The organism is Phytohabitans sp. LJ34 (assembly GCF_052068095.1).
GTDB lineage: Bacteria > Actinomycetota > Actinomycetes > Mycobacteriales > Micromonosporaceae > Phytohabitans.
The window spans coordinates 17,025-35,057 of record NZ_JBQHDG010000021.1; the positions used below are offsets into that span (position 1 = coordinate 17,025).

An 18,033-nucleotide genomic window follows, 5' to 3' on the forward strand; every position below is an offset into this window, starting at 1 on the left:
CGGGTAGGTTGCGGATAGTTTTCCGTGAGGAGTGCCGTGCGCGAGTTCGCCGTACCGCCGGTGGTGACCATCGGCGACACCGCCAACCTGACCGACCCCGTGTGGGACAACGCCGAGACCGCCCCGGACACGGTGCAGTTCTCCCGGCACACGTCCGGCGGGTGGGTCGACGTCACCTGCGCCCAGTTCCGGGACGAAGTGGTGGCCTTGGCCCGGGGCCTCGTCGCGGCGGGCGTCGAGCCGGGCGACCGGGTGGCCCTGATGAGCAAGACCCGATACGAGTGGACGCTCATCGACTACGCGATCTGGTCCGCCGGCGGCGTGACGGTGCCGATCTACGAGACCTCCAGCGCCGAGCAGGTGGCCTGGATCCTCTCCGACTCGGGCGCCACCGCGTGCTTCGTGGAGACCAACGCCCACGCCCTGGCCGTGGCGGGCGTGCGCGAGGAGGTGCCCGCGCTCGACAAGGTGTGGCAGATCGAGACCGGCGACCTGGAGGCGCTGACCGAGCGGGGCGCGGCCGTCGACCCCGCCGAGGTCGACCGGCGCCGCGCCGCGGTCAGCGCTGCCGACGTGGCCACCATCATCTACACCAGTGGCACCACCGGTCGCCCCAAGGGCTGCGTGCTCACCCACCGCAATATCTACTCCGACATCGAAAACGCCATCCCGGGGCTGCACCACCTCTTCCGCCCGGAGGCCTCGACACTGCTCTTCCTGCCGCTGGCACACTCGTTCGCCCGGCTGATCCAGGTCGGCGTGGTCACCGCGCGCGCCCGGATGGGGCACACCGCGGACGTGAAAAACCTGGCGGCCGACCTCCAGTCGTTCCGGCCGACGTTTGTGCTCTCGGTGCCGCGCGTCTTCGAGAAGGTCTACAACACCGCCAAGCAGCGGGCACACGGCGACGGCAAGGGCAAGATCTTCGACCGGGCCGAGGCGGTCGCGATCGCGTACAGCGAGGCCAAGGACAAGCCCGGCGGGCCAGGACTCGGCCTCAAGCTCCAGCACGCGCTCTTCGACCGCCTCGTGTACGGCAAGCTCCGCGCGGCCCTCGGCGGCCAGTGCGCCGACGCGATCTCCGGAGGAGCGCCGCTGGGCGCGAGGCTCGCGCACTTCTTCCGCGGCGTCGGGGTGACGGTCTACGAGGGGTACGGGCTGACCGAGACCTCACCCGCCGTCGCCGTCAACCTCGAGAAGGCGATCCGCATCGGCACGGTCGGCCGCCCGCTGCCCGGTGTGACCATCCGCATCGCCGACGACGGCGAGATCCTCATCAAGGGCGACATCGTCTTCGAGCGGTACTGGAACAACGAGGACGCCACGGCCGAGGTGCTCGACGCCGACGGCTGGTTCCACAGCGGCGACCTGGGCGAGCTCGACGGCGACGGCTACCTCGCGATCACCGGCCGCAAGAAGGAGATCATCGTGACCGCCGGCGGCAAGAACGTCGCCCCGGCGCTGCTCGAAGACCGGCTGCGGGCGCACCCGCTGGTCAGCCAGACGGTGGTGGTCGGCGACCGGCAGCCGTTCATCGCCGCGCTCGTCACGATCGACGAGGAGGCCTGGCCGAAGTGGCTCGCCACGGCGGGCTACCCGGAGACCGACACGGTCGCCGACCACCGCGAGGACGAAAAGCTGCGCGCCGAGATCCAGGCGGCGGTCGACGAGGCCAACAAGGCGGTCTCGCACGCCGAGGCGATCAAGGTGTTCCGCATCCTCCCGCGCGACTTCGCAGAAGCCACCGGTGAGCTCACCCCGTCGCTGAAGGTCAAGCGGGGTGTGGTGCACAAGACGTACGCCGACGAGATCGCCGCGATCTACGGAGGCTGAGTTGCTCCCGTCCCCCACCGCGGCCCGGCCGCGCACGCGCCCGCACGGGCAGCCGAAGCCACATCCGCTGGCGGTGGCGGCCCGGCTCGTCGTGCTCGCGCTCGTCGCGGTGCTTACGCTGATCACCACGCACGAGGTACCGCAGCTGCGGTGGATCGGGCTGCTGGCCGTCGCGGCGATTCCGGGCGTGCTCGCCCCCCGCCATGTGGTACTCGGGCCGCTCGGCCGCTTCGCCGAGGTGATCATCGTGGGGCTGGCCGCCGGCAAGGTGGCCGCCGAGGCGCAAAACCAGGGGATGCTCGGCTCCGGGCTGGGCGCCGAGGCGATGCTGCCGTACCTTGCGGTCCCGCTGACCGTCGCCACCCTCTACCGCCGCACCCGCGAGGCCCTCGCACTGCTCGGTGTGGCGGCGGCGACGCTGGCCTTCGGCGGCGTGGTCACCGAGGCCAACGGCGAGCGCCTGATCACCGACGCCGGCTACCTGCTGGCCTCCGCGCAGTGGCTCATCCTCGCCGCGGTGGGCATCACCGCCGCCGGCACGCTCCAGCGGGTGCTCCAGGCGCGCGGGGAGAGCCGGCCGCCGCAGCCGTACGCCGAGGCGACCCGCCTGCTCACCCAGCTGCGCAGCGTCGCCCGCCAGCTGCCCGGCGCCACGCTCGACCCGGGCGGCATCGCCGAGCACCTGCTCGACGAGCTGCGCACGATCACCCGCGCCGACCGGGCGGCCGTGCTGACCGCGAGCGGGGGCGGGCGCCTGGTGGTGCTCGCACAGACCGGTGTCGACCGGGTCGACTGGGAGACGACGCTCGACGCGGACTCGGCGATCGCCGACGCGTGGGCGAGCCAGCAGCCGCAGACCGCTCACCGGTCGCAGGCGCGGTCGCACCGCAAAGGCGACGTTTCGGCCCTCGTGGTGCCCCTTGTGGCTGGCGTCCGCACTGTCGGATTAGTGACTCTCGAGGCAGATATCACCAGCGCGTACCCCTCTTCGGTCGTAGATAGGGTGACCGCCGTGACGGGCCCCGCGGCGCTCCGCCTGGAGGCCGCGCTGCTCTTCGACGAGGTCCGTTCGCTCGCCACCAACGAGGAGCGGCAGCGCCTCGCGCGGGAGATCCACGACGGCGTGGCGCAGGAGTTGGTGATGGTCGGCTACGGCATCGACAACGCCCTCGCGCTCCTCCCGGAAGACGCCAAGGAGAGCGGCGAAGAGCTCCGCTCGCTGCGTGGCGAGGTCACCCGCGTCATCACTGAGCTGCGGCTCAGCCTCTTCGAGCTGCGCAGCGAGGTCGACCGGCAGGGCGGTCTGGCGGCCGCGATCTCCGAGTACGCGCGGCAGGTCGGCGCCTCCGCGGGGCTGCGCGTGCACTACACCCTGGACGAGTCGACCGCCCGGCTGCCGGCCGCCACCGAGGCCGAGTTGCTCCGCATCGCCCAGGAGGCGATCACCAACGCGCGCAAGCACGCGGGCGCGTCCAACCTCTGGGTCACCTGTGCCGTCGATCCCCCGTACGCCCAAATTGAAGTGTCGGATGACGGTCAGGGCATCGCTGACCAGCGGCCGGACGGGAGGTACGGTCTTGCGATCATGGCTGAGAGGGCGGAACGTATCCGTGGCCGGCTAGAGATCAGGCCACGCCACCCGAGCGGCACAACTGTCGCTGTCGTACTGGGAAGCTCGCCCCGGCGCGATAGCGTGCGCGATAGCGTAAATGCACCAGAAGGGGAGTAAGCCCAGCATGACCACCAGCCCCACACCACCGCCGACAACGCGTACGAAGGTTCTCCTCGTCGACGACCACGACCTGATCCGCAAGGGTCTTCGGCACGCCTTCGAGCGCGACCGCCAGTTCGAGGTCGTCGGTGAGGCGGCCACGGCCGCCGAGGGGGTCCGCCAGGCCGGCGCGCTTCAGCCCGATGTCGTGATCATGGATCTGCGCCTCCCCGACGGCAGCGGGTTGGAGGCCACCCGCGCGCTGCGCAAGTCGAGCAACACGATGGGCATCGTGGTGCTGACCATGTACGCCGGCGACGACCAGCTCTTCGGGGCGCTGGAGGCGGGCGCGAGTGCGTTCGTGCCGAAGACCGCCCCGGCCGACGAGGTCGTGGCGGCCGCCCGGCACGCGGCCTCCTCCCCCAGCGCGTTCACCGCGGCCGACCTGGCCGAGGCGATGAAGCGCCGGCTCGCCCCGTCCGGCCCGCAGCTGTCGCCCCGCGAGGGCCAGGTGCTCCGCCTGCTGGCCGACGGCATGAGCGTGGCCGGCATCGCCAAGCAGCTGTTCGTCAGCGAGTCGACGGCGAAGACCCACATCTCCAAGCTGTACGAGAAGCTCGGCGCGGCCAACCGCGCCCAGGCCCTCATGACGGCGCTGCGGCTCGGCCTTCTCGAAGCGCCCGACGCACCGAAGTTCTAGGGCGCGGGGACCCGGGCGGCCAGCGGCCGCCCGGTCAGGCGCCGGATCGCGAGGAAGACCTCGCACCCCAGGCACAGGCCGAAGACCGCGTTCAGGAAGGCCGCGACAAGCGCGAACCCGGCCATCACCAGGCCCAGCGCGGCCACGCCGGAGAGGTAGCCCACGGCCGCCACCGCCATGAACGCGAGGCCGACCACCTGGGCGAAGCGCACCGGTGCGGCCGGCTCCAGCTCGGCCGGGCGGCCCAGCCGGGGCGCGACAAGCGCGCGGTAGACCAGCCCGTACGGGCCGCGGCGGGGGTCGATGGCGGTGACGGCGAAGACCGCCGCCTGGACGAGGGCGAGCCATCCTGAGCCGGTGATCAGGACGGCGACGATGACGGCGGCGGTCAGCGCCGCGGCGAAGCGCGGCCCGCGCGGGTCGAGCAGCATGGAGAGCCTCCGGGAGAACGACGGGACGGACTAGGAAGTCGGTCCCGTACAGAGGCTCGCCGCGAGCCGCCCGTGGTCGACGGCGCGGCGGCGGGTGAGCAGCGGGCGCGTCATGCCGCCGGCTCCAGCAGCGGGGCGACGGCCGCGATGACCTGGCCCTTGGCGGGCACGCCGGAGGCCCGCTGGACCACCTGGCCACTCCGGTCGACGATCAGCACCGTCGGGGTGCGCCAGATGCCGAGCTCCCGGACCGCGTCCAGGTGGCTCTCGGCGTCGACCTCCACGTGCCGTACCCCATCGAGGGTCTTGGCCACGTCGGCGCAGATCCGCCGGACGGCGCGGCATGGCGCGCAGAAGGCGGACGAGAACTGGAGCAGCGTGGCCGGCGCCCCGGGCTCGACGCCCAGGGTGGTGAGGACCGCCGGCGGAGCCGCGGACGCCGCCCGGAGGCGACCATCGCGGCGGCGGCGCCACAGCCCGAACGCGGTCGCGGCGGCCAGCGCCACCACGGCCACGACGAGCCCGGTCCATGCCGTACGGTCCACGTCCACCACCGTGACACGTCACCGGCCGGAATGACCATGACGTCCCGCCGGCTGGGCGAACCTCACACCGGCCCGTTCGGGCGTAGTCTGCCCGTACGGGGCGGGGTATGGCGGGCGGTCTGGAAGGTAGGACACTCTCCGGGCACAATGGCGGCGACCACCCAAGCGCGCCTTTTAAGCCCCGGACAGGACAGAGGGGACGGTATGCGACGTCCGGACTGGGCACCAGCGACGATCGACATCGATCGGCCCAGCGCAGCCCGCATGTACGACTACTTCCTCGGTGGGTCGCACAACTTCGCCGTCGACCGCGAGGCCGCCCAGGCGATGATCGCGGCCGTCCCCGAGACACCGCTGATCGCCCAGGCCAATCGGGCGTTCCTGCGGCGGTCGGTGCGCTTCCTGGTGGAGGCGGGCATCCGGCAGTTTCTCGACATCGGCTCCGGCATCCCCACCGTGGGCAACGTGCACGAGATCGCCCAGTCGGTGGCGCCCGAGTCCACCGTGGCGTACGTCGACATCGACCCGGTCGCGGTCGGCCACAGCCGCGAGATCCTCGACGGCAACGAGCGGGCGGTGGCCATCCAGGCCGACATCCGCGACCCCGACCGGATCCTCGACCACCCGGACGTGCTCAAGCTGATCGACTTCGGGCAGCCGGTGGCGCTGATGATCGTGGCGGTGCTGCATTTCGTCCGCGACGAAGACCGGCCCGCCGAGATCGTCGCGCGCCTCCGGTCGGCCCTGGCCCCCGGCAGCTACCTGGCGCTCTCCCAGGCCTCCGGCGAGGGGCGCACCCCGGCCGAGTGGCGCGAGGCGGACGCCGTCTACCAGCGCACCGACCGACCGCTGCACAATCGGGGACGCGACGAAATCGCCCGCCTCTTCGACGGCTTCGACCTGGTCGAGCCGGGCGTGGTGTGGGTGCCCGAGTGGCGGCCCGACTCGCCGCACGGGGTCGAGGAGGCCGAGCGCTCCGTCTACATCGGCGGCGTGGGTCGGCTCGGGTGATCCGCGACCCGGACGCGATGCGATACCCGGTGGCCTCCCCCGGGTACGGTCCCGGGCTCGCCATCTTCGCCCGCGCCTGGGCCAAAGCCGTCACCGGCACCAGCTACCTGCCGGTGACGCCGGCTCAGCTGGAGGAGTACCTGGAAGGGCTCACGCTCCGCCTCGTCGAGGCGCTCTACGCCGAGCCGTTCAGCCTCCGCAGCGGATACCAGATCGGCGCCGACCTGGTCGCCGCGCACATCGCCTCGGCCGAGGGCCTGGGCCGCACGATCGAGGTCATCGAGCTGCGCCTCCTGCGCGACCTCGGCGTTTCCCCCACCTCCCCGTCCGCCGATCCTGGTTCCGGCGACGACCTGCGCGACCGGATGGCGCGGCTGCTCGGCACCGTCGCGATCGGATACGCCCGGGCACTGCGCGACCGCACGCTCGACGAGCAGGAGTCGATCCGCCGGGCCGCGATGGTCGCCCGCGAGCAGGCCGAGCAGGCGCTGCGCGAGAGCGAGGCCCGCTTCCGCCACCAGGCCACCCACGACCCGCTCACCAACCTGCCCAACCGCGCGCTGTTCACCGAGCGGCTCGCGGCCGCCTTCGCGCGCGACGGCGGTTCCACCCGCCGGCTCGGCGTCTGCTTCGTCGACCTCGACGGCTTCAAGATGGTCAACGACACGCTCGGCCACCACGCCGGCGACCTGCTGCTGACGTCGGTGGCCGACAAGCTGCGCCGCGGCGCCGGCGAGCACCTCGTGGCCCGGATGGGCGGCGACGAGTTCGTGATCCTGGTCGAAGACACCACCTGCACCGACGACGTGCTCAAGGTGGCCGACGCCGCGCTGGCCGCGATCAGCGAGCCGTCCACCGTGGACGGCCAGGAGCTGCGCGTCTCGGCCAGCATCGGCATCGTCGAGCGCCCGGTCGCCGGCACCACCCCCAGCGAGGTGATGCGCGCCGCCGACATCACCCTCCACTGGGCCAAGACCTCCGGCAAGAGTCGGTGGGCGCTCTTCGACCCGGAGCGCAACGAGCGCGAGCTCACCCGATACGCGCTCTCGTCCGCCATGCCCACCGCGCTAGAACGGGGCGAGTTCTGCCTCGACTACCAGCCGCTCGTCGCACTCGACGACGGACGGCTGCTCGGCCTGGAGGCGCTGGTCCGGTGGCGCCACCCGCAGCTTGGCGTGCTGCGGCCCGACAAGTTCATCGGGCTGGCCGAGGAGACCGGCCTCATCGTGCGGCTGGGCGGCTGGGTGCTCGCCGAGGCGTGCCGGCAGGCCCGCCACTGGGTCGACCTCAGCCCGAAGGCGCCCTTCGTCAGCGTCAACCTGGCCGTCCGCCAGGTGCGCGGCCCCGGCCTGGTCAAGCAGGTCACCAGCCTGCTCCGCGAGCACGACCTGCCACCCGGCCGGCTCCAGCTGGAGATCACCGAAAGCGCGATGATGAACGGCGCCGACGAGTCCGTCGACAGCCTCCGGTCACTGGCCGACCTGGGCGTGCGGATCGCGATCGACGACTTCGGCACCGGCTACTCCAACCTGTCGTACCTGCGCACCCTCCCGGTCTGCGAGCTCAAGGTGGCCGGGTCCTTTGTGGAGGGCCTGCGCGCCCCCGCCGCCGAGCCCGCCAGCCTCACCGACGAGCGCATCCTGGCGACGCTCGTCTCGCTGGCACACACCCTCGACCTGACGGTCACGGCGGAGGGCGTCGAGACAGCGGCGCAGGCCGACCGGCTCCGCGCCATCGGCTGCGACGCCGCCCAGGGCTGGCACTTCGGCCTTCCGATGCCACCGTCCCACGTCGACGCCCTGCTCTAGAGACCTTCGGGGTCGGGGTGGCTTCGACCCCTGAATCCCTTATTTAGACAGAGATTTGAGCTACCGCGACGTGCGTCGTGGTAGCCCGAAATGTCTTGGAAACTGGCGTGTGAACGCGATACTCGGTGGCTCGGCTTGGCCGCGTGACGTACCAAGAAGGGTATGGATGCGGGCGACGACGAGCTCAAAGTCCCGTACTGGCTGACCGCCACCGCCGAGGCGGCGAATGCCACCTTCTGGCGAATGCTGCGGCGGCTGCCGCACCTGCTCGCGCGGGCTTGGCGGCTGGCGTGGCAGGCGAGCCCGCGGCACACGGCGGCCGTCGTCGGGTTCGAGCTGGCGGCCGGCGTCGCGAGTGCTGTCGGCCTGGTGAGCGTCGTCGGTGTGCTCGATGGCCTGCTCCGGGAAGGGCCGACGCCCGAGCGGATCCGTGCGGCCGTGCCGTCGCTGCTGCTGATGATCGGCGCGCACGCCCTGCACACGATCCTCCGCGCGGCCGCGACCGGCGCGCAGGGCCGGCTCTCCCCGCAGGTGAGCCAGACCGCGGAGATGCGCCTGCTCGACCTGACGACACGGGTCGACCTGGCCACGTTCGACGACCCGGACTGGCGGGACGCCATGCAGCGGGCCCGCGACCGGGGCATCGACGCGGCGCAGCGGGTGGTCGACCACGCGATCGAGCTGGGCACCAACCTGGTGGGCCTGGCCGCGGCGGGCAGCGTGCTGGCGGTGCTGCACCCGGTGCTCCTCCCGCTCCTGGTGCTCGCGGTGCTCCCCACCGGCTGGGCGGCGGTGCGTTCGGCCCGGCTCGGATACCGGCAGCAGCTGCGCCTCGTCGCGGTGTGGCGTCGCAAGTGGATGCTCAGCGACCTGCTGGCCGACCGCGAGCCGGCGCCGGAGGTGCGCGCGTTCACCGTGCGGCGATACCTGCTGACCGAGGTGCGGCGGCTGCTCGACGTGGCGACCGGCGAGTACATGCGGGTCTCCACCCGCCAGGTGCGCACCAACCTGCTCGGCGCCGCGCTGGGCGGGGTGGCCACCGGCGTGACGTACACGGTGCTGATCATCCTGCTGGTCACCGGGCGGATGGACCTCGCGGTGGGCGGCGCGGCCGCGTACGCGATCAGCACCGGCATCGGCCGGCTCACCCAGGTCGCGTTCAGCATCAACCACCTCTACGAGCAGGGCCTGTACTTCAGCGACTACGAGGGCTTCTGCGCGCTGGCCACCGAGCGGGCCGAGTCGGCGCCGCCTGAGCGCGCGCCGCTCGGCCCGGGCGTGATCGAGCTGCGGGACGTCACGTTCGCCTACCCGGGCGCCGACCAGCCCGCCGTCCGCGACGTCACGCTGACCCTGCGGCGCGGCGAGACGATCGCGCTCGTCGGCGAGAACGGCTCCGGCAAGTCCACATTGGCCCGCCTGCTGGCCGGCCTCTACCACCCCGACCGGGGCACGGTCGCGTGGGACGGCGTCGACCTCGCCACGGTCGACCCGGTCAGCGTCCGCGACCAGGTCGCGGTCGTCATGCAGGAACCCACGAGGTGGCCGCTCTCCGCCCGCGACAACATCACCATCGGCCGCTACGAGCGCCCGGCCGAGCAGCCGCGGGTCGAGGTCGCCGCCCGGCAGGGCGACGCGCACGACTTCATCGAGGAGCTGCCCCGCCGGTACGACACGCTGCTGTCCCGCCACTTCACCGACGGCGCCGACCTGTCCGGCGGCCAGTGGCAGCGCCTGGCCGTGAGCCGGGCCTTCTACCGCGACGCCGCGCTGCTCATCTGCGACGAGCCGACCGCGAACCTGGACGCCCGCGCCGAGCACGACGTCTACCAGCGACTGCGCGAGCTGGCCGCGGGCCGCACGGTCGTGCTGATCACCCACCGCCTGGCCAGCGTGCGCGACGCCGACCGCATCTACGTGCTCGACCACGGCGCGATCACCGAGGAGGGCAGCCACCCGGAGCTGATGGCGCTGGCCGGCACCTACGCGACGCTCTTCACCCTCCAGGCCAGCGCCTACCAACAGCCAGACACAAATGCAGCGTGACAGCGCCCGCCCCGCCCTGGCCCCAGGAGGGCAGCCCTCCTGGGGCGTGAATTCCCAGCAGGGGTCCCCTATACCCGCCCAGACGGTGACAGGGCTGCCTCTTTGGGGCCGGGCGGGAGCGGGGAGCGGTGGGTGGGTTGGTTACTGGTCCGCGAGGAGGGTGGCCATGCGGGCGGCCTGGGTGTCCCAGCGCCACTCGCGCTCGACCCAGGCCCGCCCGGCCGTGCCCATCCGGCGGGCGAGGTCGCGGTCGGTGAGCAGCGTGGCGACGCGGTCGGCGACGGCGTCGCGGCCGCTGACCACGTAGCCGGTCTCGCCCTCGCGGACCGCGTCGGGTGCGCCGCCCGAGTCGCCGGCCACCACGGGCAGGCCGGACGCGGAGGCCTCCAGGTAGACGATGCCGAGGCCCTCCACGTCGAGGCCGCGGTTGCGGGTGCGGCAGGGCATCGCGAACACGTCGCCGGCCGCGTAGTGGGCGGGCAGCTCCTCAGCCGGCACCGAGCCGGTGAAGACGACGCTGGGAAGGCCGGCGGCGAGCTTTTCCAATGTGGACCGGTGTGGGCCGCCGCCGACCACGAGGAGCGCGGCGTCGGGCACGCGCCGGCGGATCGCGGGCAGCGCGCGGATCAGCGTGTCCTGGCCCTTACGGGGCACCAGGCGGGAGACGCACACGACGACGGGCCGGTCGCCGAGGCCGTGGCGGCGGCGGATCTCGCTGCCGTCGACCTCCGGGTGGTAGGCGTCGACGTCGACACCGGGGGCCAGCCGGCGCAGGTCGGTGAGGCCGTGCAGCGCCTTGTCGAGCCGCACGCGGGTGTACTCACCCAGGTAGGTCACCACGTCGGCGCCCCGCGCGATCCGGCGCAGCAGGCCGCGGGCGCCGGGTAGGGCCGCCCACCCGATCTCGTGACCGTGGGTCTGCGCGACCGCGCGCGCCACGCCGGTGCGCCGCCGCAGACCGGGCGCGAGCAGGCCGAGCGGGGCCGCCGCGCCGAACCACACGGTGTCGCAGCCGTGCGCTCGGGCGATCTCGGTGGCGCGCCGGGCCGCGCGACGGGTGGGCAGGAGCATCGAGGTCGCTTCGCGCACCACCTCGAACGGCTGCTCGGCGTCGAACTTCGCCGCGCCCTTCCACGTCGACGCGTACACGACGAGCGATCCGGGCGGCTGCCGCACCGCCAGCCCGTGCACGAACGACTGGATGCCGCCGGGGCGGGGCGGAAAGTCGTTGGTGACGAGGAGCGTGGTCATCGCTCTCCGCGCGCGTACGCCCGCGCGGCCGCCATGCGCTCCACTGTGGACGGGTGGGAGGCGGAGTACAGGTACTCCCAGCGGGGCGGGTCGGGGTCGCCGAGGTTGACGGTGGACAGCCGGCGCTGCATCGCCTCGAACGTGCTCGGGTCGCGGGTCAGCTCCAGCGCGTGCGCGTCGGCCCGCGCCTCGACCCGGCGGGAGAGGAAGCTCTGCGCCGGCGCGGCCACGACGCCGGCCAGGCTCACCACCGCGACCATCAGCGCGAGCGCGCGCGGCTCGCCCATCGAGTCGACGCCCGCCGTGCGCAGCAGCCACCCCCAGCCGCCGAGCAGGTAGAGCGCCACGACCGCGGCGGCGGCGCCGAGCGCGCCGATCAGCGTGCCGGTGAACACGTCGCGGTCTTTGGCGTGCCCGAGCTCGTGCGCCACCACGCTCGCCACCTCCTCCGGTGGCGCCTCGCGCAGCAGTGTGTCGTAGACGACGATGCGGCGGGTGGGACCGAGGCCGGACACGTACGCGTTGACCGCGCGGGTGCGCCTGGACGCGTCGGCCACCAGCACGTCTTTGACCGGCACGCCGTCGCGCTGCGCCAGGCTCATCAGCTCGGTGCGCAGCGGCCCCGGCTCCATCGGCGTGAACTTGTTGAAGACCGGCTCGACGAGCACCGGAAGGATGAACGAGAGCAGCACGACGAGCGCGGCCGCCCCCGCGGCGCCGAACGCCCACCACCAGCGCGGCGCCAGCCGGGTGACCGTGTAGAAGCCGAGCAGGGCGACGGCCGCGATGACGGCGCTCACCGCGTACGACTTCAGCATGTCGACGCTCCAGCCGGCCCAGGTCTGCGTGGAGAGGCCGTAGCGCGCCATGATCGTGTGCCGCCAGGCGGCGAGCGGAAGCGTGACGATCTCGGCGACGAGCACGACCGCGAGGCCGCCGAGCACCGCGCGCGCGATCCAGTGGTCGCCGAACGGGCGCCCGACCAGCTCCACGAGCCGGCTGCCGAGCGGGGTGAGGCCGAGCGCGAGCGTGACCGCCAGGCCGAGCGCCATCGCACCATACGACCCCGGGCGCAGCGCGGAGTGGAACTCGCGCCCCTTGCGCACCTGCTCCTGGGGCAGGTCGCGGAGGGCGTCGAGCTGGTCGGCGCGGGGCGCGGGCGGGCGCTGCCAGGGCACCAGCAGCACGGCCGCTACCAGCAGCGCCACCGCGAGGCCGCCGAGGGCGACGGCCGCCCAGAGCCTAGGGGTCATGCGAGCCGATGGTAATCGTTACGCGACGTGGCGGCGCCGGCGTCCTCCGGGCATGAGGCGGAGCCGGGGCCGGGCCGGCTCGGAGATGACCTCGACGTCGAAGCCGGCCCGCGCGAAGGCCTCGATCGCCCGGCGCTCGTCACCGGTGAGGTCGGCGTGCTCCGGCGGCGTGTCGAGCAGGGCGCTCAACATGCACCCGCCACACGCGGCTCCCCGCACCGCGCAGGTGTCGCAGTCGATGAGCATGGTCCCTCCTCAGGGTGGGCCGTCTGGCACCGTCCGTGACATCGACGCTATGCGAGGGGTACGACAAAACCGGGTCAGACCCGGGAGAGGCGGCGCAGGAGGGAGTCGGCTCCCAGCGGATACGCACCGTGGCGGCGCACGCCGTCGGCCACCTCGCGGTCGGAGGAGACCACCACGACGGGGCGGCCGGAGGGCTCGGCGCGGACGAGGCGGCGGATCAGCTCGTCGGCCGTCTCGCCCTTGCGGGAAAAGAGCACCCGCACGTTGCGCGGCGCGGGCGGCAGCCCGTGCACCCGCTCGGCACCGTCGAATACCACCGTCACCTCGTCGCCGGTCTGCGCGGCGATGCCGCCGAGCCCGGTGATCAGGCGTTTGCGCTGCTGCTCGAGGGACATCTCGCCGAACCCGCGCTTGGTCACGTTGTAGCCGTCGACCACCAGGTGGGCCCGGGGCAGCGCGAGCAGCTGGTCGAGGCGGGCGGGGTCGTCGGCGTCGAGGGCGCGGGTGCTGGAGACCTCTTCTGGCCGGTCGGCGAACGAGTCGGCCACGAAGTCGGCCGGCCGCCGGTCGGCCGGGTCGAGCGCCAGCTCGCGGCGCAGCCCCACCGCGGCCTGGCCGATCGTCTCCAGCAGCAGCCACAGCCGCGCGTCGTCGACCGCGCGGGCCTCCTTGGCGGTGTGGCGGGCATTGCCGGCGACGGCTTCGGCCTCGGCCAGCTTGGCGCGTATCCGCCGCAGCTCCGCGTCGTGGTCGGCGGTGGCCCGGGTGGCCCGGCCCCGCTCGGTGGCCAGCATCTCGGTGGCCTTGCGCTCGCGGGCCTGCGTCTCGCGGAGCGTCCGCGCGGCCTGCCGCGCCTCCTCCCGGACCTGGCCCAGCTCCTCGCGGACGCGGGCCAGCTCGTCGCGGAGCTTTTCGGCCTCCACCTTGGCGACCGCGCGGTCGTGCTCGGCCCGGGCGGCCCGGTGCTCGGCGTCGCGCAGCAGCTCGGCCACGGCGGCACTGTCGGCCTCGGCGCGGACCGCTTCTCCGGCGGCGGACACGAGGTCACGCCAGCCCTCGGGGCGGGCCAGGTAGGCGAGCGCGGCGACCTCGACCGGGTCGGCGGCCGCAGGGCAGATGCCCTCGATCACCGCCGCGCCCAGGTCGCCGGCCTCGTCGAGGACCCGGCTCGTGATCCGCTGGCGGAAGAGCGGGTCGCCGGCGAGCTGGGTGGCAATCATCGGACCACCGTGCCGGGCGCGGCGGTTGGGCGCGAACTTCGCCACCCGCCGCAGCACGGCCGGCACCTCGTCGGCGGGCAGGGTGGGCAGGGCCGCCGCGGTCAGCGTGATCACCCGCTGGCGGACCGGCTCGGGCAGCACCGGCTCGGGCTCGGCGACATCCAAGGCCGGGTCATAGGTGGGCATATCACCCGAAACAGGCTCCGACCCTCCATGAGCCGCGCCACCAGCGGGGCGGTCGTCGGGCGGAACCGGTACGGACATCCCACAAGTCTCCCACCACGCGAGCCGTCCCCGCCCGGTCGAGCAGACGATCTTTTCCAGATGACACAGGATGTCGTACCTGTGTTCTAGCGTGCCGGCCGTGACGAATGTGGACTACGTCCAGGGCACCCTCGAGACCCTCTTCGACGACCCCGCCGCCCGCTCCCTGCGGGAGACCACGTTCGTCGTCGTCGACCTCGAGACCACGGGCGGGGCGCCGGACGGTGGCGGCATCACCGAGATTGGCGCGGTCAAGGTGCGCGGCGGCGAGGAGCTGGGCGTGCTCGCCACGCTGGTCAACCCCGGGGTGCCGATCCCGCCCTTCATCACCGTGCTGACCGGCATCACCCAGGCGATGACCTACGAGGCGCCGCCCATCGAGCGGGTGCTGCCGAGCTTCCTGGAGTTCATGCGCGACGCCGTCCTCGTCGCGCACAACGCGCCGTACGACGTGGGTTTCCTCAAGGCCGCCTGCGCCAAGCACGGCTACCGCTGGCCCAGCCCCAAGGTGCTCGACACGGTGGCGCTGGCCCGGCGGGCGATGACCCGCGACGAGGTGCCCAACCACCGCCTCGGCACGCTCGCCGCCCACTTCCACACGGTCCGCCAGCCCACCCACCGCGCGCTCGACGACGCACAGGCCACGGTGGAGGTGCTGCACGCGCTGATCGGCCGGCTGGGCAGCTTCCGCGTGCACACGCTGGGCGACGCGATCGAGTTCGCCAAGGCGGTCACGCCCACCCAGCGGCGCAAGCGCCACCTGGCCGAGGGGCTGCCGCACGTCCCGGGGGTCTACATCTTCCGCGCCGGCGACGGCCGCCCCCTCTACGTGGGCACGTCCGGCGACATCGCGACCCGGGTGCGCAGCTACTTCACGGCCGGGGAAAAGCGGGCCCGGATCTCCGAGATGCTGGCCGCGGCCGAGGTGGTCGAGCCGGTCGAGTGCGCCCACTCGCTGGAGGCCGAGGTGCGCGAGCTGCGCCTGATCGCCGCGCACGCCCCGCCCTACAACCGGCGGTCCAAGTACCCGGAGCGGGTCGTGTGGCTCAAGCTCACCGCGGAGGCATACCCCCGGTTGTCGCTGGTCCGCGCGGTGGCCGAGCCGGAGGCGGCCTACCTGGGGCCGTTCAGCTCGCGGCGCTCGGCGGAGCTGGCGGCGGCCGGCGTGCACGACGCGGTGCCGCTGCGGCAGTGCACGCTGCGCCTCTCGACCCGCACCAAGACGCCCGCCTGCGCGCTGGCCGAGCTGGGCAAGTGCCCGGCGCCGTGCGAGCACCGGATCTCCACCGAGGAGTACACCGAGCGGGCCGCCATGCCATTTCGCGACGCGATCACCGGCGACCCCCAGCCGCTGGTCGACCCGCTCCTGGCCCGCATCCGAAAGCTTTCCGACGCGGAGCGGTACGAGGAGGCGGCCGTGGTCCGCACCCGCATGGCGGCCCTGCTCCGGGCGGCCGTGCGCATGCAGCGCCTCTCCGGCCTGACCAGCATCGCCGAGCTGGTGGCCGCGCGCCGCCACCAGGCGACCGGCGGCTGGGAGCTGGCGATCGTGCGCCACGGGCGGCTGGCCGCGGCCGGGGTGTCACCGCCCCGGGTGCACCCACGGTCCACGATCGACATGCTCCGGATGACCGCCGAGACCGTGATCGGGCCGACCGCGTCCACTGAGGAGAGCGAGCGGATCTTGTCCTGGTTGGAGCGACCCGACACGCGGCTGGTGCAGATGTCCGCCGGTTGGGCGTCACCCGTCCGAGGGGCGGCTCGCTTCCGTGATCTGCTCAATCGCGCGGAAAAGGCGGCTTCCGGTAAAGACTCGACCGAAAGCTCATGACTAAGTAACCATTCGTATGACCGAGACTCACTTAGGCTGTTAGGCAAGTGCATTCCTGGGAGCCAACGCCCGTTTTACGGCGTGATCGCGTGAGGGAGGTGTCTCGGTGGACGTCGACGCCGGCCACGGCGCCGCACTCGGACGCGCCCTGCCGACACAGACATCCGACCTCCCCCTCACGACTCGGTTGCGTTCCTACCTGTCCTGGACCACGTCGTCCGACGACGATCCGGTGACGCTGCTGACCAAGACCCACCGCAGCATCCACCCCTACGCGGACGCCAGCGTGCTCCGCCGTGGCTACGCGATCGCGGAAAACATGCACCGGGGCCAGTTCCGCAAGAGCGGCGAGCCCTACATCACCCACCCGCTGGCCGTGGCGCAGATCTGCGCCGAGCTGGGCATGGATACGACCACGCTGGTCGCCGCGCTGCTGCACGACACGGTCGAAGACACGACGTACACGTTGCAGGCGCTCGACGGCGACTTCGGTCCCGAGGTGGCCCACCTCGTCGACGGCGTCACCAAGTTCGACAAGTCGTTCTACGGCAAGGCCGCCGAGGCCGAGACCATCCGCAAGATGATCGTCGCGGCTGGCAAGGACGTGCGGGTCCTGATCATCAAGCTCGCCGACCGCGTGCACAACATGCGCACCCTCGACGCCCGCTCCCCCGCCTCCCGCGCTCGCATCGCCCGAGCCACGCAGGAGGTGCTGGTGCCGCTCTGCGACCGGCTCGGCATCCAGGCGCTCAAGCGCGAGCTCGACGACATCGTGCTGATGCACCTCCACCCGGAGGAGTTCGAGCGGATCGACGACCACGTGCGCAATCGCCCCGACTGGGCGGGCTACCTGGACACCGTCGTCGCCTCCGCCCGGCTGGCGCTCAAGCGGGGCAAGGTCACCGCTCTGGTCGCCCCCCGCCCCCGGCACTACTACTCGATCTGGAAAGACACCGTCGCCGGCGACCACCGCCTACCGTTCGACCTGCCCCGCATCGTGGTCGTGGTCGACGGCCCGGAGGGTGACTGTTACGCCGCCCTCGGCGCGATCCACGGGCAGTGGCGGCCGGTGCCCGGCCGGTTCAAAGACTTCATCGCCTCGCCGAAAAACAACCTGTACCGCTCGCTGCACACGACGGTCATCGGGCCCGACGAGCGCACCGTCGAGGTGCTGATCCGCACGGAGGCGATGCACCGCGCCGCGGAGTACGGGGTAGCCGCCAACTACCGCTACAAGCGCCCCGCCGACCACAACGAGTCGGTGCGGCTCGACGAGCTGTCCTGGCTGCGGCGGGTGCTCGACTGGGAGCAGGAGACCTCCGACGCGGCCCAGTTCCTCCAGTCGCTGCGGTGCGACCTGTCCGAGGCGCAGATCCTGGTCTTCGCCGAGGGGCGGCAGGTGCTGCTGCCGGCCGGCGCCACCCCGGTCGACCTCGCTTACGAGCTGGCCGCCGAGACCGGCGACCACTGCCTCGCCGCGAAGATCAACGGCCGCCTCGCCCCGCTCGCCTCCGAGCTGCACGACGGCGACGTGGTGGAGATCTTCACCGAGGCCGCGCACGGGCCGCAGCGCGAGTGGCTCGACTTCGTCAAGTCGCCACACGCGCAGATGCAGATCAACAGGTGGTTCGCCGACCACCAGGAGCCCGGCATCAGCATCGCCGACAAGGTGCGCCTGGGCCGGGCGACGATCGGCCTGGCGCTGCGCAAGCACAATCGGGGCCTGGCCAGCGAGGTGCCGCTGCGCACGCTCGCCGACGACCTCGGCTACCCCGACCTGGAGACCATGCTCGTCGCGGTGGTCGACCGCACGATCGCCCCTGACGAGGTCGTCGACCAGCTGATCGCCCTTGTCGACCGGCGCGAGTAGACAGTAGTTCCGG

14 protein-coding genes are annotated in these 18,033 nt (G+C 72.7%); 8 read left to right on the forward strand and 6 right to left on the reverse strand.

The annotated features are described in order from the left end of the window. Positions 1 to 36 precede the first annotated feature (36 nt). The 3 genes from ACTMTJ_RS32560 (at position 37) to ACTMTJ_RS32570 (ending at position 4,244) form a co-directional block, all read left to right on the forward strand. Positions 37 to 1,833 (forward strand): AMP-dependent synthetase/ligase, encoded by a 1,797-nt coding sequence (locus tag ACTMTJ_RS32560; RefSeq protein ID WP_441222482.1) that lies wholly within the window; start codon positions 37 to 39, stop codon positions 1,831 to 1,833. 73 nt (positions 1,834 to 1,906) lie between these two features. After that, the gene (locus ACTMTJ_RS32565; protein WP_441222641.1) at positions 1,907 to 3,562 is read left to right on the forward strand and encodes a sensor histidine kinase; all 1,656 of its coding nucleotides are present in this window, start codon (positions 1,907 to 1,909) and stop codon (positions 3,560 to 3,562) included. Positions 3,563 to 3,569: 7 nt separating this feature from the next. Further along, positions 3,570 to 4,244 (forward strand): response regulator, encoded by a 675-nt coding sequence (locus tag ACTMTJ_RS32570; RefSeq protein ID WP_441222483.1) that lies wholly within the window; start codon positions 3,570 to 3,572, stop codon positions 4,242 to 4,244. Here the strand turns inward: ACTMTJ_RS32570 and ACTMTJ_RS32575 are convergent. Together ACTMTJ_RS32575 and ACTMTJ_RS32580 are read right to left on the reverse strand one after the other, a co-directional pair. Continuing rightward, a complete protein-coding gene (locus tag ACTMTJ_RS32575) occupies positions 4,241 to 4,675 on the reverse strand; it encodes a DUF4395 domain-containing protein (protein WP_441222484.1) in 435 nt (144 codons plus the stop codon). The genes ACTMTJ_RS32570 and ACTMTJ_RS32575 overlap by 4 nt on opposite strands. 110 nt (positions 4,676 to 4,785) lie before the next feature. Then, a complete protein-coding gene (locus tag ACTMTJ_RS32580) occupies positions 4,786 to 5,220 on the reverse strand; it encodes a thioredoxin family protein (protein ID WP_441222485.1) in 435 nt (144 codons plus the stop codon). A 204-nt stretch (positions 5,221 to 5,424) separates the two neighbouring features. Between ACTMTJ_RS32580 and ACTMTJ_RS32585 the strand changes: the two genes are divergently transcribed. The 3 genes from ACTMTJ_RS32585 to ACTMTJ_RS32595 all read left to right on the forward strand — a co-directional run bounded on the left by ACTMTJ_RS32585 (position 5,425) and on the right by ACTMTJ_RS32595 (position 10,085). Then, positions 5,425 to 6,231 (forward strand): SAM-dependent methyltransferase, encoded by an 807-nt coding sequence (locus ACTMTJ_RS32585; protein WP_441222486.1) that lies wholly within the window; start codon positions 5,425 to 5,427, stop codon positions 6,229 to 6,231. 17 nt (positions 6,232 to 6,248) lie between these two features. Continuing rightward, positions 6,249 to 8,039: a putative bifunctional diguanylate cyclase/phosphodiesterase gene (locus ACTMTJ_RS32590; protein WP_441222642.1), complete on the forward strand. Its 1,791-nt coding sequence runs from the start codon at positions 6,249 to 6,251 to the stop codon at positions 8,037 to 8,039. Positions 8,040 to 8,201: 162 nt separating this feature from the next. Next, positions 8,202 to 10,085 (forward strand): ABC transporter ATP-binding protein, encoded by a 1,884-nt coding sequence (locus ACTMTJ_RS32595; RefSeq protein ID WP_441222487.1) that lies wholly within the window; start codon positions 8,202 to 8,204, stop codon positions 10,083 to 10,085. Between the two features lie 141 nt (positions 10,086 to 10,226). Here the strand turns inward: ACTMTJ_RS32595 and ACTMTJ_RS32600 are convergent, their stop codons facing one another. From ACTMTJ_RS32600 to ACTMTJ_RS32615, 4 genes are all read right to left on the reverse strand, one after another. Beyond that, on the reverse strand, positions 10,227 to 11,336 hold the full coding sequence (locus ACTMTJ_RS32600; protein ID WP_441222488.1) for a glycosyltransferase family 4 protein: 1,110 nt from the start codon (positions 11,334 to 11,336) through the stop codon (positions 10,227 to 10,229). Then, the gene (locus ACTMTJ_RS32605) at positions 11,333 to 12,589 is read right to left on the reverse strand and encodes a M48 family metallopeptidase (protein WP_441222489.1); all 1,257 of its coding nucleotides are present in this window, start codon (positions 12,587 to 12,589) and stop codon (positions 11,333 to 11,335) included. Before ACTMTJ_RS32605 ends, ACTMTJ_RS32600 begins: the two co-directional genes overlap by 4 nt. Before the next feature lie 18 nt (positions 12,590 to 12,607). Then, entirely contained in the window at positions 12,608 to 12,835 is a 228-nt protein-coding gene (locus ACTMTJ_RS32610; RefSeq protein ID WP_441222490.1) for a hypothetical protein, read from the reverse strand. A 74-nt stretch (positions 12,836 to 12,909) separates the two neighbouring features. Continuing rightward, on the reverse strand, positions 12,910 to 14,319 hold the full coding sequence (locus tag ACTMTJ_RS32615; protein ID WP_441222491.1) for an NYN domain-containing protein: 1,410 nt from the start codon (positions 14,317 to 14,319) through the stop codon (positions 12,910 to 12,912). 70 nt (positions 14,320 to 14,389) lie between these two features. Between ACTMTJ_RS32615 and ACTMTJ_RS32620 the strand changes: the two genes are divergently transcribed. Together ACTMTJ_RS32620 and ACTMTJ_RS32625 are read left to right on the forward strand one after the other, a co-directional pair. Then, positions 14,390 to 16,150 (forward strand): DEDD exonuclease domain-containing protein, encoded by a 1,761-nt coding sequence (locus tag ACTMTJ_RS32620; RefSeq protein WP_441222492.1) that lies wholly within the window; start codon positions 14,390 to 14,392, stop codon positions 16,148 to 16,150. A gap of 106 nt (positions 16,151 to 16,256) precedes the next feature. Beyond that, a complete protein-coding gene (locus ACTMTJ_RS32625; protein ID WP_441222493.1) occupies positions 16,257 to 18,020 on the forward strand; it encodes a RelA/SpoT family protein in 1,764 nt (587 codons plus the stop codon). Positions 18,021 to 18,033 lie beyond the last annotated feature (13 nt).

Coding starts and splice junctions, on each gene's coding strand:
- ACTMTJ_RS32605 (WP_441222489.1), bottom strand. CDS start 12,589: ATGACCCCTAGGCTCTGGGCGGCCGTCGCCCTCGGCGGCCTCGCGGTG.
- ACTMTJ_RS32610 (WP_441222490.1), bottom strand. CDS start 12,835: ATGCTCATCGACTGCGACACCTGCGCGGTGCGGGGAGCCGCGTGTGGC.
- ACTMTJ_RS32585 (WP_441222486.1), top strand. CDS start 5,425: ATGCGACGTCCGGACTGGGCACCAGCGACGATCGACATCGATCGGCCC.
- ACTMTJ_RS32590 (WP_441222642.1), top strand. CDS start 6,249: ATGCGATACCCGGTGGCCTCCCCCGGGTACGGTCCCGGGCTCGCCATC.
- ACTMTJ_RS32620 (WP_441222492.1), top strand. CDS start 14,390: ATGTCGTACCTGTGTTCTAGCGTGCCGGCCGTGACGAATGTGGACTAC.
- ACTMTJ_RS32615 (WP_441222491.1), bottom strand. CDS start 14,319: ATGTCCGTACCGGTTCCGCCCGACGACCGCCCCGCTGGTGGCGCGGCT.
- ACTMTJ_RS32570 (WP_441222483.1), top strand. CDS start 3,570: ATGACCACCAGCCCCACACCACCGCCGACAACGCGTACGAAGGTTCTC.
- ACTMTJ_RS32600 (WP_441222488.1), bottom strand. CDS start 11,336: ATGACCACGCTCCTCGTCACCAACGACTTTCCGCCCCGCCCCGGCGGC.
- ACTMTJ_RS32575 (WP_441222484.1), bottom strand. CDS start 4,675: ATGCTGCTCGACCCGCGCGGGCCGCGCTTCGCCGCGGCGCTGACCGCC.
- ACTMTJ_RS32595 (WP_441222487.1), top strand. CDS start 8,202: ATGGATGCGGGCGACGACGAGCTCAAAGTCCCGTACTGGCTGACCGCC.